At 40.5% G+C, this 17,706-nt stretch carries 17 protein-coding genes; 8 read left to right on the top strand and 9 right to left on the bottom strand.

Annotated features, from left to right (window positions below; genetic code table 11):
- Positions 1–44 precede the first annotated feature (44 nt).
- A complete protein-coding gene (locus HMPREF0519_RS00170) occupies positions 45–1,001 on the bottom strand; it encodes a GRP family sugar transporter (protein WP_003556272.1) in 957 nt (318 codons plus the stop codon).
- A 214-nt stretch (positions 1,002–1,215) separates the two neighbouring features.
- Here HMPREF0519_RS00170 and HMPREF0519_RS00165 point away from each other — a divergent pair, with 214 nt between their 5' ends.
- The 4 genes from HMPREF0519_RS00165 (at position 1,216) to HMPREF0519_RS00150 (ending at position 4,422) form a co-directional block, all read left to right on the top strand.
- The gene (locus HMPREF0519_RS00165) at positions 1,216–2,001 is read left to right on the top strand and encodes a carbon-nitrogen family hydrolase (protein ID WP_035462111.1); all 786 of its coding nucleotides are present in this window, start codon (positions 1,216–1,218) and stop codon (positions 1,999–2,001) included.
- A gap of 598 nt (positions 2,002–2,599) precedes the next feature.
- Positions 2,600–3,142 carry a hypothetical protein gene (locus HMPREF0519_RS00160; protein WP_003633619.1) on the top strand — a complete coding sequence of 181 codons (543 nt, stop codon included), beginning with the start codon at positions 2,600–2,602 and terminating at the stop codon, positions 3,140–3,142.
- Between the two features lie 202 nt (positions 3,143–3,344).
- The gene (locus tag HMPREF0519_RS00155) at positions 3,345–3,725 is read left to right on the top strand and encodes a hypothetical protein (protein ID WP_003633617.1); all 381 of its coding nucleotides are present in this window, start codon (positions 3,345–3,347) and stop codon (positions 3,723–3,725) included.
- Between the two features lie 118 nt (positions 3,726–3,843).
- Complete coding sequence (locus tag HMPREF0519_RS00150) at positions 3,844–4,422, top strand: hypothetical protein (RefSeq protein ID WP_133281489.1); 579 nt, start codon at positions 3,844–3,846, stop codon at positions 4,420–4,422.
- 310 nt (positions 4,423–4,732) lie between these two features.
- Here the strand turns inward: HMPREF0519_RS00150 and HMPREF0519_RS00145 are convergent, their stop codons facing one another.
- The 3 genes from HMPREF0519_RS00145 to HMPREF0519_RS00135 all read right to left on the bottom strand — a co-directional run bounded on the left by HMPREF0519_RS00145 (position 4,733) and on the right by HMPREF0519_RS00135 (position 7,973).
- On the bottom strand, positions 4,733–5,650 hold the full coding sequence (locus tag HMPREF0519_RS00145; protein ID WP_003633611.1) for an NADP-dependent oxidoreductase: 918 nt from the start codon (positions 5,648–5,650) through the stop codon (positions 4,733–4,735).
- 195 nt (positions 5,651–5,845) lie between these two features.
- Positions 5,846–7,420, bottom strand: a complete 1,575-nt coding sequence (locus HMPREF0519_RS00140; protein WP_003633610.1) for an MFS transporter — start codon at positions 7,418–7,420, stop codon at positions 5,846–5,848.
- Positions 7,404–7,973: a PadR family transcriptional regulator gene (locus HMPREF0519_RS00135; protein ID WP_225429049.1), complete on the bottom strand. Its 570-nt coding sequence runs from the start codon at positions 7,971–7,973 to the stop codon at positions 7,404–7,406. The genes HMPREF0519_RS00140 and HMPREF0519_RS00135 overlap by 17 nt, the downstream gene beginning before the upstream one ends.
- Positions 7,974–8,288: 315 nt before the next feature.
- On the opposite strand from HMPREF0519_RS00135, the gene HMPREF0519_RS00130 reads away from it, so the two are divergent.
- Together HMPREF0519_RS00130 and HMPREF0519_RS00125 are read left to right on the top strand one after the other, a co-directional pair.
- Positions 8,289–9,140: a DegV family protein gene (locus HMPREF0519_RS00130; RefSeq protein WP_003633606.1), complete on the top strand. Its 852-nt coding sequence runs from the start codon at positions 8,289–8,291 to the stop codon at positions 9,138–9,140.
- 29 nt (positions 9,141–9,169) lie between these two features.
- A complete protein-coding gene (locus HMPREF0519_RS00125; protein ID WP_003633604.1) occupies positions 9,170–9,673 on the top strand; it encodes a DUF1836 domain-containing protein in 504 nt (167 codons plus the stop codon).
- Between the two features lie 133 nt (positions 9,674–9,806).
- Here the strand turns inward: HMPREF0519_RS00125 and HMPREF0519_RS13785 are convergent, their stop codons facing one another.
- The gene (locus HMPREF0519_RS13785) at positions 9,807–9,956 is read right to left on the bottom strand and encodes a hypothetical protein (protein ID WP_003550442.1); all 150 of its coding nucleotides are present in this window, start codon (positions 9,954–9,956) and stop codon (positions 9,807–9,809) included.
- A 133-nt stretch (positions 9,957–10,089) separates the two neighbouring features.
- Here HMPREF0519_RS13785 and cls point away from each other — a divergent pair, with 133 nt between their 5' ends.
- Positions 10,090–11,550, top strand: coding sequence for a cardiolipin synthase (cls, locus tag HMPREF0519_RS00120; RefSeq protein WP_003633601.1), 1,461 nt, complete (start codon positions 10,090–10,092; stop codon positions 11,548–11,550).
- 431 nt (positions 11,551–11,981) lie between these two features.
- Here cls and HMPREF0519_RS00115 read toward each other — a convergent pair whose 3' ends face one another.
- On the bottom strand, positions 11,982–13,304 hold the full coding sequence (locus tag HMPREF0519_RS00115; protein ID WP_003633599.1) for an MFS transporter: 1,323 nt from the start codon (positions 13,302–13,304) through the stop codon (positions 11,982–11,984).
- A 569-nt stretch (positions 13,305–13,873) separates the two neighbouring features.
- Between HMPREF0519_RS00115 and HMPREF0519_RS00110 the strand changes: the two genes are divergently transcribed.
- Positions 13,874–14,083: a hypothetical protein gene (locus tag HMPREF0519_RS00110; RefSeq protein ID WP_003556239.1), complete on the top strand. Its 210-nt coding sequence runs from the start codon at positions 13,874–13,876 to the stop codon at positions 14,081–14,083.
- Positions 14,084–14,196: 113 nt separating this feature from the next.
- On the opposite strand, the gene HMPREF0519_RS00105 is transcribed toward HMPREF0519_RS00110, so the two are convergent.
- The 3 genes from HMPREF0519_RS00105 to HMPREF0519_RS00095 all read right to left on the bottom strand — a co-directional run bounded on the left by HMPREF0519_RS00105 (position 14,197) and on the right by HMPREF0519_RS00095 (position 17,084).
- Positions 14,197–15,315 (bottom strand): glycerol dehydrogenase, encoded by a 1,119-nt coding sequence (locus tag HMPREF0519_RS00105; protein WP_003633597.1) that lies wholly within the window; start codon positions 15,313–15,315, stop codon positions 14,197–14,199.
- Between the two features lie 94 nt (positions 15,316–15,409).
- A complete protein-coding gene (locus tag HMPREF0519_RS00100) occupies positions 15,410–15,787 on the bottom strand; it encodes a VOC family protein (RefSeq protein WP_003633595.1) in 378 nt (125 codons plus the stop codon).
- A 22-nt stretch (positions 15,788–15,809) separates the two neighbouring features.
- Positions 15,810–17,084 (bottom strand): acetylornithine deacetylase, encoded by a 1,275-nt coding sequence (locus HMPREF0519_RS00095; protein ID WP_190870475.1) that lies wholly within the window; start codon positions 17,082–17,084, stop codon positions 15,810–15,812.
- Positions 17,085–17,706: the final 622 nt, after the last annotated feature.

Raw genomic sequence — 17,706 nt, 5'->3', positions numbered from 1 at the left:
GAGCCATTTTTAACTAATCAACAGAATTAAACAATATGTTTAGATTACAAACTCAGTAACTTTAAATTCGTAATTAAAATACTACCAATAATGACTAATACTGACCCAAGGACAATTTTGACCATTTGATCAGGGGTTTTACGTTCATGAAGAATGTAAATACCGCCAAATGTGCCGACCACGATTCCTAATTGCGAAAGTGTTGTGGCGGTTGCTTGGCCAATAGCGGGGTTGGCGGCTGAAATAAACATAAATAAGTTTCCGATTCCCCAATTGATTCCGGTTACAAGATTTTTGAAAGTTGGTTTTCCCAATAATTGCTTTTCATGCAGAATAAAATAGCCAATCAATGCTGATCCAATAACCTGACCAACTGCCTGTGGGGTGACAATAGCGGTCATGTAATTGATACCATTATTTGCGTTATGGATTCTTTCGCTGATGAAGCCGACTTTTACGAGCAGGTTTGGAAAGACGAAGTAAAGCATGAAGCCGATGGTTGATAAAAGAAGTGCGAATAGTCCCTGCATGTAAGTGCTTGGGCGTTTCTTTGCTGTTTTCTTTTCCGCTTTTGAACGTGCGGCTGTTAAGAGGGCACCAACCGTAACCAGAGCGATTGAGATAATGCCGAAGAACCACATGTTTAAAGTCGTCCATTCTCCCAGAACGGCAGCGGCCATTAAGGCGTTACATACGATTTGACCGGCCGTAGAAAGTGGAAATGCGGCTGATACACCCATCTTCTTATAGGCAAAAAATTGACCGACGGTACCAACGGACCAGAATAGGCCTGAGCAAAGTCCGACTAACCAGATTTTGCCGTCGACAGTGATACCGTTTGGTATAACAAAGAATAAGTAGACACCAAGTGCCAAAATTAATGCGCCGCATGATTCACCAAAAGTTTGTTGTGCGGCAGATCCACCCATTTTAGTTCCAATGATACCGGTTGCACCCCATGTAATTGGTGGAATGAGTGCTAATAATATACTGATGCTCATAATAGTCCCCCGTTTTTAGTAGCTCGTTACCTGTTTTTGCTTTGTGACAAAAATGATTATATCACAGGCAGGGCCTGTAGTGACGAAAAGATCTTATGTTATAAACGGATTTTTGGCATATAATGAATTAAATAATGATCATGATTGGGTTAGTTAACCTATTGATTGAACTAAATGAATGATGTGGCATTTTTTGAAAGGCAGGAGGCACTTCATGAAACTGACAATTTCGTTCGCACAACTTGATATTTACTTTGGGGAACCGGACAAGAACTTTGCTCAAATTGAGCCGGCAGTTAAACAGGCTGCTGAAGAACATGCTGATATTGTGGTATTTCCGGAAATGTGGAATACCGGATATGACTTGACGAGATTTGCACAAATCGCGGATCCCGATGGGCAGCGAGCCAAAACGTTACTGGCAAAACTTGCAAAAAAATATCAATTGATTGTTCACGGTGGCTCTGTGGCTACAGCACATAACGGCGCTTATTATAATACAACATATATATTTGGTCCGGATGGAAAACAGTTAACCAGTTACCAAAAGGTTCATCTATTTGGCTTGATGCGTGAAGACAAATATTTGTCTGCCGGACATGAAGAAGATCATTTTCAAATTAAGGGTATTAATGCAACAAGCGTGATTTGTTATGACATTCGTTTTCCGGAATGGCTACGAACACTGAGTTTGGATGATAGTCGAATCATTTTTGTACCAGCCGAATGGCCGACCGTTAGAATGCCTCAATGGCGACGCTTGTTAGCCGCCCGGGCAATTGAAAATCAGAGCTTTGTGGTAGCCGTCAATCGGGTTGGCAGTGATCCCGATAATGATTTCGGTGGTCATTCCGGGATTTATAATCCATTGGGAGATGAATTACTGACGTTAAATGATCAACCCCAGCTGAAGACGTTTACGATAGACACAAACGAGACCGATAATGCTCGTGGGTTTATGCCGGTGTTTGCTGATCGACGACCGGAATTGTATAGATAGTTGTTAAATTAACGTCGAAGTTGGTAAAATTTTTGACTAAAGAACAGTTGAGAAAATTATTCTGCTGGTGAACGAGGACAAGGCGATACTTTCAGACGTTTTGAAAGTATCGCCTTGTCCTCGGTATGGCGGTAGTAGTTAGCTTTAATTAGTTAAAGCATCTGGATAACAGCTATTTCTTGGTAAATAGGACTAACTGTTACGCAGATGTTTTTTAGTGCTCTGATAAACAACAGGTTAGGGAGTTTCTTATATGAATTGATACCGGATGCGCAGTTATTTATGTTGTTTTCTCTTCATTGTCGTTGAATAAAGCTGAGTGTTACATTTGTGGTCAACCATGAACGTAATTGTTTAAAAAGTAATTCTTGGTAAGGAAAAAATAGCACCACTCCCCATTTTGTATACATAGGTTCCTAGTGTCATAAACTCACTATGAGTGATATAAAACAGATATAAATCATAATATGATATTAATTGTCAATGCGCATTATCATTACAAAACCGTGTTGACGAATAGGGACGATTGGATTACAACATAATTAAGGATGTTTCACAGGGATGTCGTATCTCTGATCACACTTTTTGGGGGATATTGATGAAGGGGATTCAAAGGGGATTATTGATTTTTGGATTAATGTTGGGAGTGTCATATGAAATTCCAACAACTTTTGCGGCAACTACCGTTAATTATGGTGTGTTTGCAAGATCCAATAAGGATGATCATATTAATTTTTATTTTCGATTTAATAAAAAGCTTACCCGTGTTTCAAAAAAATATCATGAATATTTTGGCAGTGTAGCTGTTTATGATACTAAAATTCAAAATAATAGTGACTATAATGTGCGTTTCTATTTTTCAAAACTTTGGTTTGCAAATATAACGGGATATCGATTTTATGATGACGTTGTTCAGCGTCCAAAGAAGGCGGTAGTAGTAAAAGCTCATACGACTAGAATAGTCAACAACAGTTTCCGCGATACATTAGATGCGACCTATAGTTATTATGTTCCGAAAAAGAAGGAACAATTTGTGATTCAGTATTATGACGATAATTCTTATTACCTTGCAAAAATTAATCATTTCCATTACCCAAGTAAAGGGGTGGGGTGGAATCCAACGTGGAAATGGACGAAATGATGCTGCTTAATCATCGCAAATAAAATAAGTTATCTAAGGTTAGATGCCATTCAACTATTGATTTAAGCGGGTGATTTGAATTATCAAGAAAATACGAAACGGGTTCGAAGTCTATCGAGGCTTAATTGCAGTTATCCTTTTTGTATTGTATTTATTGGTTCCTAAATTCTATATACCCTTCTTTTGCATTGCACTAGTATATATGGGAGTTGATCTGGTACGAGTAGTGAAAGGACGTTACTGGATCGCCATTGTTTTTGACCTCGTCGTTCTTTGTGTGATTGTTAATGTATTGTTGAGAAAGTTTTTAGCTGGCGTGTTCTTTATCCTTGTTATTTGTATCATGATCCTGTCTTTGTCTCCCAAAGAATCTGTTCGGTTACGGATTACTATAGATGGGCATCCGATTACTGCACTGAAATGTCATCCCAAGTATTTTTCTAAGTCTGAAAAATATTTTAGAAAACCGGCTTATTCTATTCAGAGTCGATATGGTTACCCATCATCTGACGGTTCATACGAAGTCTATGATTTTAAAGTTCAAAAGTATGTTGTTTTTAATTTTGCTGAACACATTATATAGACGAGATGATTTATCGTCTGAATATTTTGACTGTTAAAGCTTCATGTTGAAGCTGTATTTGATTGTCTTTTTAACAAGTTGGCGTTATCAAGCTTTTTTGATACAAGGGGGGATTGGGATGTTTTCACAGTTGTTTGCCAAAGCAAGAAGAAATCCATTTATAATTTTATGGTTTATACTTTCCGTCATTCAAATCACTGTGGTTTTTCTGGATCAGGCGAGTGTTCAAGTGTTACCAGGTGAGCAAAAGATTAGTGTTACCTATTTACTTTATGGATTGCTTTCCTGGTTTGCCTGGAATATTAAACTCATTATCCCAACTTTGATTTTAAGTCTATTGCCGACCTATCTGTTTTCCGGACTCTTTCTTTCAGTGATCGGCTCCGGACAATTAACGGTCGGAGTCATGCCGTTGGCGGCTACGATAATGAAGGTTCCTATCCAAATGAATGATTGGTTTCCTTTTACCATTTATGTATTGTACTGCGTTATGCTGGCTGTGCTTCAAGTGGCACTTCTCTTACTGGTTGGCAGACTAAAGGATACTTATAAGTACCGGCTGCAGTACAATCATACACAATCATTTTATGTTAACTGGTGGTTGTCACTCAAAGAAGTTGTTTTCTCAAAATGGAAAATGCTGGTGTTGATTTATGCCGTGTTGTTTATATTGAAAACATTAACGCTATCACTGTAGAGTTAAAAACTCCCCACGATAAAAAACGCGGGGAGCAACTATTGCATGCAAACTGCACGCGGGGAGATGTGGCTAGGGGGATAGCCACACTATTATTTTATCATGACGAATTAAGCCTGGCAGTCAATTGAGCTTTCTATGTTACCCGCATCACAAAAGCGGTAATTATCAAAAAATTATTTTTTTATCATTTGATAGCAACTTTTAAGCAATCAGCGTTAACTGTCATAAGACAGACAAAAAAACACCTAATTTCAGTTATTTTTCGTTCAGAATAACCGTTATAAGGTGCTTTTTAAATGAAAAGCTATTATTCATTTACAATGATGACGCGACCGTCATGTTTTTCTTCCAATAGTTGATGGCCCTTGACGAATCCGTCACGGGAAAATGGCAGCGTATAGCCAATGTTGACGGTTAATTTACCATCCCTCATCAAATCAACGATGGCTTGTAAAGCTTCCCGATCCGTCATGTCATTTGTTGGATGAATGTGGACAAATTTTAAGGGCTTATCTGTCGTTGGTGATTCATGCGCAACGCTGGCAATAGTGCCGTTTGGTTTAACCATTGCGATATCGTCATCCGTTCCGGCACCATTCATGGCACTGTTAATGACAACGTCTCCCTGATCAGCTAATACAGTTGCTGGATCGCTTTGATCATAGGCAACAAATTGACTGGCTCCAATTGACTTTACAAAATCTTCATTGTGACTGGATGCAATTCCGATCACATTTGCACCGAGATCAGCTGCAATCTGAACGGAAATCGAGCCAACACCGCCGGAAGCGCCTTTTACAATGACGGTTTGACCGGCCTTAACGTTTCCAAAAAACTTAACGGCTTTATAAGCTGTTAAACCAGGGGTAATCATACCGGCGGCTCTGGTTGGTGTAATGCCATCCGGTACTTTAACAGTAGCGTCCAGGTCTGCAAGGACAAACTCTGCATAGCCGTGTTCGGTGTGGGTTAGGACTAAATCTCCTTTTGAGAAGCCAGAAACACGCCCACCAACGATGGTAACTTCGCCGACGACATCACGTCCCGGAATAACCGGTGAACCGATATTACCATAACCACCAGCCCGTTCTGCTCTTTCACGGTTGTTAAGACCGATTGCGATTGTCCGAATTAACAATTGATCTGCTGCAGGAGATGGTGTCGGGATGTCATAAGTTTGAAATACGTCCGGAGCACCATGATGATCATACCCAAATGCTTTCATAAATCTCCGCCTCCTCATAACTGTTGATAACGTGGCTATTGTAAGCGGAAACACAGCCAAGGGCAAGCAAGTAGCTCTGCTAAGCAGTGAATAAGGCGATTATCTTTTGCTGGGCCGAAGTGATGGTTGATGGATCTTTTTAATCAGTGAAAATTAGAATGGGTTTAAACTCCAAATTCCATAAAGAATGATTTCCTATTTGGGTTGTTTCAATTTGATATCTTGAGTCGCCATTTGATTTCTCATGAGGAATGCGGCACCGATTGCACCAAGGATAACAATGACCCCTGACGTAATGGCTACGGCCGCCATGCCATTATCATAGGCTTTGATAACAACCTGTTGTAATGCATGGGCAAATGGTGCTTTCTCGATTCGGGATGAAAAGGCAATGCTGTGGCCGGAGAATGGACCGGCATTAATTAAAGCCTCTTTAATACCATTAAGTGCCTGAGTCGGCATTGAAATGTGGTGAAGGTTGGCGTTTAAATAATTTTCGAATTGGGCATCTTGAATGAGTCCCAGACCAACAACGCCAACAGTTGTTCCAAATTGACGAAAGACATTCAATAATCCGGAAACCATTCCCATTTCATTTGGCAAAGCGCCTTCCATTCCGGCTGTATTTAGCAATGGATTGACCATCCCGTTGGCCAGTCCCATCAGGACCATTCCCGGCCAGAGTTCAACGAAACTAACGGTGGGGCTGATTGCCTTTGCCATCGAGAAGAAGCCGAGACCACCTATCAGTAAACTGACCACAATCATCCATTTCTTCGAATATCGCGCACTGAGAATCCCGGCAACCGGACCCAGAATAAGTGACCAGGCACTGATTGTCAGTTGTCTGACTCCGGTTTGAACGGCTGAATAACCGATATAATTTTGCATTAAAGCAGTTAAAAATGCGTTGTAAGCGTAAATTCCGGCACCTAAAGCAAAAGCCACGGCAATTGTACCGAGAAAATGGGGCCGCTTAAACATTTTGATATCCATCATGGGATCTTCAACCCGTAACTCGACTAAAACAAAAATAACCATGACAATTACACCGCCGATGAGGAGACCACTTACCCGAAAATCAAGCCATGACCAGTGGGGATGACTTTCTTTGACAATCAATCCATAAATAATTGCGAATAATCCGATTGCGGAAAGGACCATTCCGACTAAATCGATTTTATGATTTTTCCCGTAACTCGGTGTTTCAGCAACGTAGAAGATGGTCAGAATGACCGCAATGATTCCAAAGGGCACATTGACGTAAAAGATGGCCGGCCAACCGAAGTGTTCAACCAGATAGCCACCTATTAAAGGACCGGACGCTGATGAAACACCAATGATTGAACCAAGGATCCCAAGGGCCAAGCCGCGTTGCTTACCTTCAAAGTTGGACGCAACCAGTGCCATTGAAAGTGACATCATTCCGGCACCACCGATTGCTTGAATTCCTCGACCTATGTCCAGGATAAACAGGCTGGGTGCCATTCCGTTAATTGCCGAGGCAATCACGAACAGGATCAGTGACCCTAAGAAAACCTTTTTTCGACCATACATATCGCCTAATTTTGACATGATCATTAAAGTAACGGCGTAAACCAGGGTATAGGCGTTTAACACCAATTGGAGATTTGTAAAAGTTGTGTTGAAGCCACGTGCCATTGTTGGGAGCGCTACGTTGACAACCGTTACGTCCAACAGCCCCATGAAGACACCGAGACCCATCGCAAGTAGTGCGATCCATTGCTTTGATTTACTTTGTTTGTCCATTTAAACGCTTCCTATCTTCATTGATTTTCTGACGACAATTTTTAATCCATTTAATCTTTGCTCGGCAAATCGATAGACTAAGGTCCAAGGAACGAATCGCCCAAATGATATAGGGATGATTGGCGGTTGGATCGTCGAGTTTGGCGTGTAAATGATGAAGGACTTCCTGATAGACCTTAAGATCACTGTGTTCAGCAGCCTCGAAGTCATCTAAAATTTGGTTCTGCGTCGTTGAATCGACACCGGCCATGCCGCGAAACTTAAAGCGAAAAATTGATTCCCGCTTGGCATCACGTGAGACGGTGTCGTTCATTAGCTGGCGAAAACGTTCAATTCCCGCGGAAGTGATATGAGCCATTTTTTTATTTCTGGGATTATGATAGTCTTCAATGAATTCAATGAATCCCTTATTGGCTAATTTTCGCAGTAGAGGATACATCACGCCGTTTGAGATCTCCCGCCTGGGGACCAAACTGCTTTCCAGTATGATCCGTAATTTATAACCGGACATATCCCGTGACGTCAGGACACCTAAAATTAATAATTCGTACAAAATTTTCCTCCTAATATGTCGAAGCGACTTATCTATAATAGGTCGCTTCGACATATTATGCAAGCAATTTTTCACAAAGATTGAATATTTATATGGAATATTGATGGTGATACGAAGAGGGATTAATGATGAAATGGTTAAATCTTATTGATGACATTTCACAATACCAGTGGAATAAAATTTAGAAAGGCTCTGCTAAAAAATTGTTCGTACAAGCGGAACCTCCCCTTAGCATACCATCCATATAGCATTGACAACTATTTTATATAGTTTATAATACTACGCGAACTGTATTAAAAACTACATGGAGGAAAAATGGTAGAAAAAATTGGATTACTAGTTGATTCTGCATCAGATGTTCCCACTGAAATAAAGGATCAGGCGAATGTTGAGGTTGTGCCCTTAGTAGTTGTTGCGAACGGTCAAGAGTATCTGGATCGCGTAACCATTCAGCCCCAAGAAGTTTATCAATTGATTGAAGAAGGCAATATTCCTAAGACTGCCAGTGCAACCCTTGGGATGGTGTCGCAACATATTGAAAAATTGAGACATCGAGGTTATAGAAAAATAATCGCGATTACAATTTCTAGTGGTTTATCAGTGACAAATCAAGGGTTCAAACAGGCGTCCGATGATACGGATGGGATGAAAGTAACGGTTATTGATTCTAAGAGCATCGGAATTGGTAGTGGATTAATTGCGGCATATGCTGAAGATTTGATTAACGCTAATTATGATTATCCAGAGATTATTGAACGTGTTCAGCGGTCGGTGCTGAAAAGTCATGTTTATTTTTATATTTCCACTTTAAAATATCTTAAAATTGGTGGTAGAATTGGAAAAGTGGCTGGAATGGTAGGGTCGGTTTTAAATATTAAGCCGGTGATATCATGCAATTCGGATGGCATATATTATCCAATAGCCAAAGCACGTTCCGAAAAGAAAGCAATTTCTAAACTATTAAATTTGGCAGTTGGAGCTGCTCATACAAGCGATCATTTTCGAATTGCCGTTGCTCAAGGTAACGACAAGAAGATTTTAGCTCAGGTACTAAACGAGCTTAGAAATAATTTTCCAAACCATCAAATTTATACTGGTGATGTTTCTCCAGCGTTAGGTGTACACACAGGGCCGGGACTGATTGGGATTGCAGTCCAAACTAACTAACATTTTTTCGTAAGGAGGAATGGCAAAAATTGTCTCACAATGAAAAAGGGTTTCAAAAATTACCGTTGTGGCGTGAATTGCCGAGCTTCAATCTGCATTTGGATCAATTATTGGACATTACTAATGCCTTTCTTGAACCGATAACTGAAGAAAGAATTACGAAAACAATGATGCATAATTATTTTAAAGCAAGCATTATTGACGCACCGATAAAGAAAAAATATCAACGAAAGCAGTTGGCAGGGGCTATTATTGTGGGGCTGCTTAAAAATGTGTTTTCGCTATCTGAAATAAGGCAAGGATTGAGCTGGCTTTTGGTAGACGCCTCGCCTGCAGAAGGATACGATAACTTTGTCAAGATGTTTAATGAACAGGCATCTCAAAAACAGCTAGAAACAACACATATAACCAGTATTAATTTGGAAGTAGCGACTAACGCGACACTTATGCAGTATACTGCGGTTCAATCAATTCTATTTTGGCTCTTAACAAGACGGATTCTTGAAGAAAATCAAGCATCTATAGAGAAGTAGTTAAAATTAGTTGTACACTAAAAAAGCATATGACCTTAGCTGGAACAGGGCACTATGTCATCAACTTCGTTAATAGTTGATGAATAAAAGACAAAGGGCAACTCAAGAATCAATTGAGCTGCCCCTTTGTCTTTTAGCGATTCATTATCTTATAAATCATATACAGTACCAACGCAACAATCAATGCAATGCCAATCATCGGCTGTTCGTTAAAAATAAAGTGGATGAAGCGAACCGAGTGAAATCCGTGAAGGGCTGCTGGAAAAAAATTAAAAATATTCATAACATTTAGCTTCTTTCTAGTATACTAACTAATGTGAGTATTCTGATTAAGCAGAATTAAAGTGGGAGATTTGTTTAAAATCTATTTCTGTTTTATTCTAATACTAAACTAATTTCTGCATCAGGAGGAAAATATGACTATTGATGCATCTTCTATTTTTAATGCAATTGTCGTTATTAACGCGATTTTTGCCGTCTTAACGGTTTTTAGAGAAAAACGGGATATTGCGGCAATATGGGCATGGCTGCTGGTATTGGTTTTCCTACCACTGGTTGGTTTTATTGCGTATGCTTTCTTGGGTCGAAAGTTACCTAAAAATCGGTTATTTAAATTACATAAGCACGTTCAGATGCAACTGGATGAGCGGCTAAACGAACAGAGAAGCCAGCTGGGACACGATGATAAGACACCTGCAGATGATGTTGTCCGCCGAAATCGAAACGCGGTTGACATGTTTATGACGACGGATTCTGCTTTCCTGGCTCGGCAAAACAAAGTCCACATTTTTACAAATGGTAATGAGCTGTTTCATCGTATCATTGAAGATATTGAAAGTGCAAAGAAAAGTATTCATATCGAATTTTACACGTTTTACAACGATAAAATCGGTAATGAAATCAGGGATTTGCTCATTCAAAAGGCCAAGCAGGGTATTGAAGTTCGGGTGATTTATGATTCCTGGGGTTCGATGGGAACTACCCGACGGTTTTTTAAACCACTGACAGAAGCCGGCGGCCATGCTTATCCGTTCTTGAATACCCGATCAGTTTTATTGGACTTCCGTATTAACTTTCGTGACCATAGAAAGATTGTTGTGATTGATGGCATCATTGGATACACAGGCGGCTTTAACATTGGGGATCAATATTTGGGCCGTAAGAAAAAGTTTGGCAATTGGCGTGATACCCATATTCGAATCATCGGATCGGGCGTGTTTGGCCTTCAAGCTCGGTTCATTTTGGATTGGAATGCGACCAGTCCACGTGGACAGATTGATGAAGACGAGGTTCAAGCTAAATATTTTCCGGTCACCACGACTAAGGGTAATGTGAATATGCAGATTGTCTCAAGCGGGCCGGATTCGGATTTGCAACAGATCAAGATGGGTTATATTAAATTAATTACAATGGCAACTAAATATTGTTGGATTCAATCACCGTATTTAATCCCTGATGATAGTGTTTTAGATGCCCTGCGAATTGCGGCAATGTCGGGAGTTGATGTGCGCATAATGATTCCAAGTATGCCGGATCACCCGTTTGTTTACCGGGCCACGCAATATTACGCCCGACAATTAGCCGAACAGGGTGTTAAGATTTATTATTATGGGAACGGTTTTATGCATGCCAAAACGATGGTGATTGACGACGAAATTGCTTCGGTGGGTTCTGCTAATTTGGATTATCGGAGTTTTAAACTAAACTTTGAAATTAATTCTTTTATTTATGATGAGAAATTCGCCACTCAAATGCGTGATATTTATTTAAATGACATTTCTGTCAGTGAATTGCAGACACCGGAGATGTTTGACAAACAACCACTATGGCTTAAATTCAAGCAAACGTTTAGTCGACTGCTATCGCCAATTCTTTAAAGTTGAAAAGCAAAAATGGTTCTTTGAATATAAGACAAATTATTTGTAAGTACCTGATGAATTAGCATATAATAATGGTGAAAGGTGAATGGACTAATCACCTGTTTGGCAAACGAGGGATAAATGCAGAAATATAAATAAGGCGCTAGGTCATCGAGCCTAGATCCGCGTAGTTTGCTTCCTTACAACAGAGATATTTAACGAAACACAATACCCGACCAGCTAACATTGGTCAATGATTGGTCTAATACCTTTCAGAAGGATACCATTTCAAAAGAGCGTGCCGTCATCTAGAGGATGAAGGGGCGTTCCTTTTTATTGTCCAAGGTTTCTGAAAATGATCTGTCGCTATTGCCTACATAGTAATATACATATATAGAAGCAATAAAAAAAGGTTGGACATCAAAGTCCGACCTCGTTGACTATCAAGGTTATTTAGTGTAATCAACCGATTTTGTTTCTTTTGTGGTGATCAGTGCAATCAGTGAAATGGTTGCCATCACTGCCAAGTAGATTCCAACGGCATGAATGCCCCATTCGTCAACTAGGAATGACGCAATGGTTGGTGCAAAAGCGGCACCGACAATTGCGGACATATTATAAGCAATTCCGGCTCCGGAATAGCGGGTACTGGTTGGGAAAAGTTCGGGAAGCAGCGCACCGATTGGCCCATACACAATCCCCATCTTGAAGAAACCAACGAAGAGGAAGAACAGGCTCCCAAGCAAGTTATGTTGTCCTTGGAAGAAGAACGGGAAGACAAAAGCAAAGGTAATAATTGAAATCGTTCCTGTAATGAGGACCTTCTTACGGCCAAATTTATCGGCCAGTACTGATGAATAAACGATCATAAGTGCAAAAACGATAATAGCAGCCATGAGAAGCAACAGCCATTCTTTATTGTTAAATCCAAGCGAGGTTGTGGCATAACTTAATGACCAAGTTGAAAGCAGGAAGAAAAATGTATAAGCAACACCCATTGTCAGGGTTCCCTGGATAACTTGGCGCCAGTTTTTGCGGAAAACCTCAACTAGTGGGGCCTTTTGAACGTTATTTTGCTGTTGTGCCAGACGGAATAGTGGGGTTTCCTGCATTTTCCGACGTACCCAGAGACCGACAATAACAAGAACAGCTGAGGCCAGGAACGGGATCCGCCAGCCAAAGGTGTTCATTTGAGCCGGTGTCAGGAATGATTCAAGTAGGAAGAAGAGTCCATTACTGAGGAAGAAGCCGATTGGTGCACCTAATTCAGGAAAGGCACCATAAAGCGCTCGTTTTCCTTTTGGAGCATTTTCTGTAGCAACCAAAACGGCACCGGACCATTCGCCGCCAAGGCCGATTCCTTGGATAAATCTTGCTAGACAGAGTAATAGAATGGCAGAAATTCCGAGTGTTTTGTAACCGGGTAATAGGCCGATGATGACGGTTGAAACACCCATGAGCAGTAATGAAACAACCAATGCCCGTTTACGACCTAATTTATCCCCAAAATGGCCGAAAAGCAGGGAACCCAGCGGCCGGGCAACGAAGGCAACACCAAATGTTAGAAGGCTTAAAATCATTGCAATTGTCGGCGTTAGTGATGGGAAGAAAACGTTGGGAAAGTATGTAGCTGAGGCAGTGCCATAAGCATAAAAATCGAAGAATTCAATAGCGGTACCAATCATTGAGGCCAAAATAACGGTTTTCACCGGGTCTCGTTGCAAGGTTTCGGATTTAACGGCTGAATCATATGTTGGTGTGGTATTTTCCATTTGAGGTCAACTCTCTTTCATTTGTGGGCTACTAGATATTGGGTAGTCTCAACCAAGCAGGCCTGGATGATTAATATCAAGCAACGTTGTCAATAGCGTTTTTTGTCAATATTTTATGATTGTTCAATTAATTGGATCTATCAGCTCCTTTAAGGATAAAAAAAGGCCAAGAACCGAATTGACAGTTCTTGGCTTAAAAACCAACTCTGCCCGCTTCTTGCGGGCATGCAAAATTGCGCCCGCAGATTAAATAATGACGACACGGACGGCAATAATGGCTAAATTGAAAGTAGAATTGGTTTTCATAAGTTTATTCCTCGTTTTTTTTAGGTTGATAGAATCTTACCAGATTAAAAATGAAAAGTAAATAAAAAAATGAAAATATTTTAATTTTAATTCGTTAATCCTTAATATAGTTGTCTTTTAAATGATGGTCATTGTCTACCCTAAAGCGATTATAAATATGATTTTTTCAAATAAAACGTCAATTACTAACAGAATATCTCTCAAGATGATATGATTTAGGTGGAGGAAAATCTTTTGTTTTGCGTTTCTAAGAGGGTGAGAAAATGAGATTTAATAAGAACTTTTATAAATCCTATATTTTCTGGCTATGTGTTGTGATATTGGCAGTTAACCTTTCTGCCGCTCTTATTTCAACACCGCCAATGTACAGCGTGAATTGGTGGATTATTATTGTCATTGGTGTGGCAGCTGTTTTAGCGATTGTCTATTTAGGGATGCATGCGGTTGATGAAGTTAACCATAAAAAAATGTAATGATCTGTTGTCTGGATCGACGGATGATCGATCAACATAAAAAACGGGTATTGAGGCACTTTTAGAGAGAAGCCTCACTGACCAAGTCGTTTTTTAGTTGTTTTAAAGCAGGATTAGTCTAGTTCCATAACTGATCTGCCTTGGAAATCACGACTATATTCGTCAACTGCTTTGATAGCGGCAAAAACATCTTCCGGTGTGATATCAGTTGGCATATATTTCATGGTGTCATTTTCATCACATGCCTGAGTAGCGACTTTCATTAAGTCTTCATCAGAGGCATCGGCCAAATGGAGTCGGGCAAGAGTTGTTGGCAGGCCAAGCTTTAAATCGAATTTCAAGAACTTTTCGAAACGTTTTTGATCACTGCCGTTCAAGATTAATTCAACCAAAGTGCCATATGCAACCTTTTCACCATGTGTCAGGTGATGAATTTCCCCTGATAGCGCGGTAAAACCGTTATGAATGGCGTGGGCAGCAGCTAATCCGCCACTTTCAAAGCCAAGACCGCTTAAAAGGGTGTTGGCTTCAACAATGTGGTTTAGCGCTTCGGTTGCAACATGAGCCCGGTTTGCGGCAACAGCCAATTCGGCATACTCAAATAAATTATCTTCACAGGCCTGACCAATCGAACCGGCAACAATTGTCTGCTTTGCACCCAACATATTGTCGGCGTTGGCTCTGCGAACATCAATTGCTTCAACGTTGGTTGCCAAAGCATCCGCAATTCCTGAAATCAGTAAGTGAACCGGCGCACCGGCGATGATCTTGGTGTCTAGTAAAACAATTTCCGGATTCTTTTTATAGAATCGATAGTGATCAAATTGACCATCGTCAGTATAAATAACCGAAAGTCGTGAACAAGGTGCATCGGTTGACGCAATTGTAGGAGCAATCATTGCGGCGATATTGAGGTTGTCCGCAATGGCTTTTGCAGAATCGGCGGTTTTACCACCACCCAAACCGATAATGATTTGGTCTTGGCTTTGTTTGCCGATCTCAGTTACCCGGTTAATTTCGGATTCGGATGCTTCGCCTTCAAATGTTGCGAGGTTGACATCAAAATCATTTTTCTTTAAATAGTCAATGAATTGGTTACCAACAATTTTTAAAACGGTTGGGTCTGAAAGCAGCAGCACTTTTTGACCATATTTTTTGATATATTGGGCACTGTTAAATAATTCTCCTGGACCTTGGATATAGGTGCTGGGACTTGCAAATACTTGTGTCATAAGAAAAGCCTCCTATAAAATACGTGATTTATTTCACATATATATTATATTCGATTGAACATTGAAATGGAAGAATTTCGGAAGTTCGTTGGAATTAATAAGTTGAAACCTCAACCAGGTTACGATCAGGATCCCTGAAGTAAACCGACTTAATCGGGCCCAATGCGCCACTTTTAGCAATAGGTCCCTGCTCGATTTGAATATGTTTGGCGTGCAATTCATCAACCACTTTTGATAACGGAGTTTTCGTAATCAGGCACAGATCAGCGGATCCGGGAGTTGGGTGAAGCGCTTTTGGTTCAAACTCATGACCAACCTCGTGAAGATTGATCTTCATGTTGGCGAAGCGCAATGCTTTGCGACCATGATTAAAGGTTATGACGTGCATGCCCAATACATTGTGGTAAAAATCACAAATTGCATTGATGTTTTTGACGGTCAGGACAAAGTGGTCAAGATTTTTTAATTCCAAAATAAAAGCCTTCTTTAAATCGTTATTTTTCTGATTGACACCAATCTACCACAAAACCGGCAATTGATTTTGTATAGTTTAATAACTGATCAAAACTGGTACTTTCGTTATCACTATGGGCTTGAACCAATTCGCCCGGTCCATAAATAACGGCGGGGATGTGATAATAGCCAAACCAACCGCCATCCGAAACGGAAGTTGACATACCGATAACCGGTTTTTGACCAAATGAAGATTGATAGGACATATTCAGTAATTTCATGGCTGCACTGCTTTTATCTAATTCAAGGGATGGAAAGACCTCTCCTTTGTCCACTAACATTGAGTCACCACCCCAGTTAAAGGTAGGCAGATTGTCGCGTAACCAAGGATCCGCCTTGGCGGCCGCAATCACTTCGTCTTCGACTTCTTTTTCGATGCCTTCAACAGTTTCGTTTGGATAGAAGTGAACAGTGATCCATAAGCGGCATTCATCTGCAACGAAGGCCGGATGAATACCGCCCTTGATATAGGCGGGATTGATTGTGTCGGTTCCGGGTTTAAAGCCGGGGTAACTTTTGGTAATGCCCCAGTAGCGTTCAAGCGTTTGAAGTGCGGAAATGACGACCACCATTTTTTCAACCATGCTGGCGGCTTTGAGGCCACCGCCGGTTTGAACCATTGAAATTCGGTTACCGTCGTGATAGGTATGGGGACTTTTTAGGGTGATCCAGCCGGTAATCACACCGCCTTGTCCTTGAAAATGGGTACCGGATGTATCGCCGACAATCGCAAAATCAGCTTTTTCGCCTTGTTTGAGCAATGTTTTAGTACCGGCTTCCCCCAATTCCTCACCGACGACCGATTGAAATTTCAGATCACCAGGTAACTCGATATTAAGCTTTTTAAGCAGTTGAAAAATAAATAGATAAGCTGCCACAGCACCTTTCATATCACTTACGCCACGACCGATTAAAGTGTCACCACGCTTGACGAGCTTAAAGGGATCTGTCTGCCATTCGTCACGATTTTCCAATGCGGCGACATCTACGTGACCATTAAGGATCAAGCTGTGATGATTATCGGAATGGGTTCCGCTTTTGGTGGCGGATAATAATTGATCGCCATCATAAAAATCCTGTTGCTTTGCATCAAACCCGTATTCTTCCAGTTCATCGTGAATAAACTGTTGCAGCTTAGCGGTGTTGCGGGCAGGAGGTGAAACGGTGTTAAAGGCCACAATCCGGTCGAGCTGTTTCAACAAATCCCCCTGATATTGATCGATTGCAGTTAAGAGCTGTTCTTTGATACTTGCCATATTTATTATTCTCTCCAATCTAAAATAACTTCCCAGCAATTGATTTTGAACCATCGCTAGAGAAGTTATTAAGACTGCAGTTTCTTTGAATTGAATTTAGTGTTCACGTTAATAACGGCTTTCCTACGCGAGTGCTAACTCTCAGGTTCAAAGGGTTCCGATAAAGGTCTCAGCAAATTGCTCCCCTAGCTGTTATTAGCATAGCATATTTAGCTGACTTGATGCAGAATAAAAAAATAACTTTTTAATGTTGTCTTTGTCCTATTTATTGTGAAAATAGTGTTAAAAATTGAATTCATTTGTCCTTCTTCTGATAGTGCTGTTTTTTGAAATAATTAAAAACAATCTTGTTTAGAATATATCCGGGAGAAAAGAAAACGGCGACCAGGCTAAAAATCAAACCAACTCCCCCAAAAAACAACTCCTGTCTGTTTCGTAATCCATAACGTAGTCCCCAAGATTAAAATACATACAAACCTTATGGATTCACTAATAAGTCTTTCGGTTACTTTCATATTTATTCTAATCCCCCCCTATTAAATCAAAAAAGCTTGTAACTTCAGCATACACTGATATTACAAGCCCTTTAAAAATGTTTTTTCGATTTTTCCCCAACTGCCTA

The sequence above is a fragment of the Lentilactobacillus hilgardii DSM 20176 = ATCC 8290 genome (assembly GCF_000159315.1).
Lineage (GTDB): Bacteria > Bacillota > Bacilli > Lactobacillales > Lactobacillaceae > Lentilactobacillus > Lentilactobacillus hilgardii.
This window is presented reverse-complemented; position numbering and strand designations above follow the sequence as displayed.

Excerpts from the sequence above, each read along its gene's own strand:
- HMPREF0519_RS00150 (WP_133281489.1), top strand. The coding sequence starts at position 3,844 with ATGTTTTCACAGTTGTTTGCCAAAGCAAGAAGAAATCCATTTATAATT.
- HMPREF0519_RS13785 (WP_003550442.1), bottom strand. The coding sequence starts at position 9,956 with ATGAATATTTTTAATTTTTTTCCAGCAGCCCTTCACGGATTTCACTCG.
- HMPREF0519_RS00155 (WP_003633617.1), top strand. The coding sequence starts at position 3,345 with ATGGGAGTTGATCTGGTACGAGTAGTGAAAGGACGTTACTGGATCGCC.
- HMPREF0519_RS00115 (WP_003633599.1), bottom strand. The coding sequence starts at position 13,304 with ATGGAAAATACCACACCAACATATGATTCAGCCGTTAAATCCGAAACC.
- HMPREF0519_RS00130 (WP_003633606.1), top strand. The coding sequence starts at position 8,289 with ATGGTAGAAAAAATTGGATTACTAGTTGATTCTGCATCAGATGTTCCC.
- HMPREF0519_RS00165 (WP_035462111.1), top strand. The coding sequence starts at position 1,216 with ATGAAACTGACAATTTCGTTCGCACAACTTGATATTTACTTTGGGGAA.
- HMPREF0519_RS00110 (WP_003556239.1), top strand. The coding sequence starts at position 13,874 with ATGAGATTTAATAAGAACTTTTATAAATCCTATATTTTCTGGCTATGT.
- HMPREF0519_RS00170 (WP_003556272.1), bottom strand. The coding sequence starts at position 1,001 with ATGAGCATCAGTATATTATTAGCACTCATTCCACCAATTACATGGGGT.
- HMPREF0519_RS00140 (WP_003633610.1), bottom strand. The coding sequence starts at position 7,420 with ATGGACAAACAAAGTAAATCAAAGCAATGGATCGCACTACTTGCGATG.
- HMPREF0519_RS00145 (WP_003633611.1), bottom strand. The coding sequence starts at position 5,650 with ATGAAAGCATTTGGGTATGATCATCATGGTGCTCCGGACGTATTTCAA.
- cls (WP_003633601.1), top strand. The coding sequence starts at position 10,090 with ATGACTATTGATGCATCTTCTATTTTTAATGCAATTGTCGTTATTAAC.
- HMPREF0519_RS00160 (WP_003633619.1), top strand. The coding sequence starts at position 2,600 with ATGAAGGGGATTCAAAGGGGATTATTGATTTTTGGATTAATGTTGGGA.
- HMPREF0519_RS00095 (WP_190870475.1), bottom strand. The coding sequence starts at position 17,084 with ATGGCAAGTATCAAAGAACAGCTCTTAACTGCAATCGATCAATATCAG.
- HMPREF0519_RS00105 (WP_003633597.1), bottom strand. The coding sequence starts at position 15,315 with ATGACACAAGTATTTGCAAGTCCCAGCACCTATATCCAAGGTCCAGGA.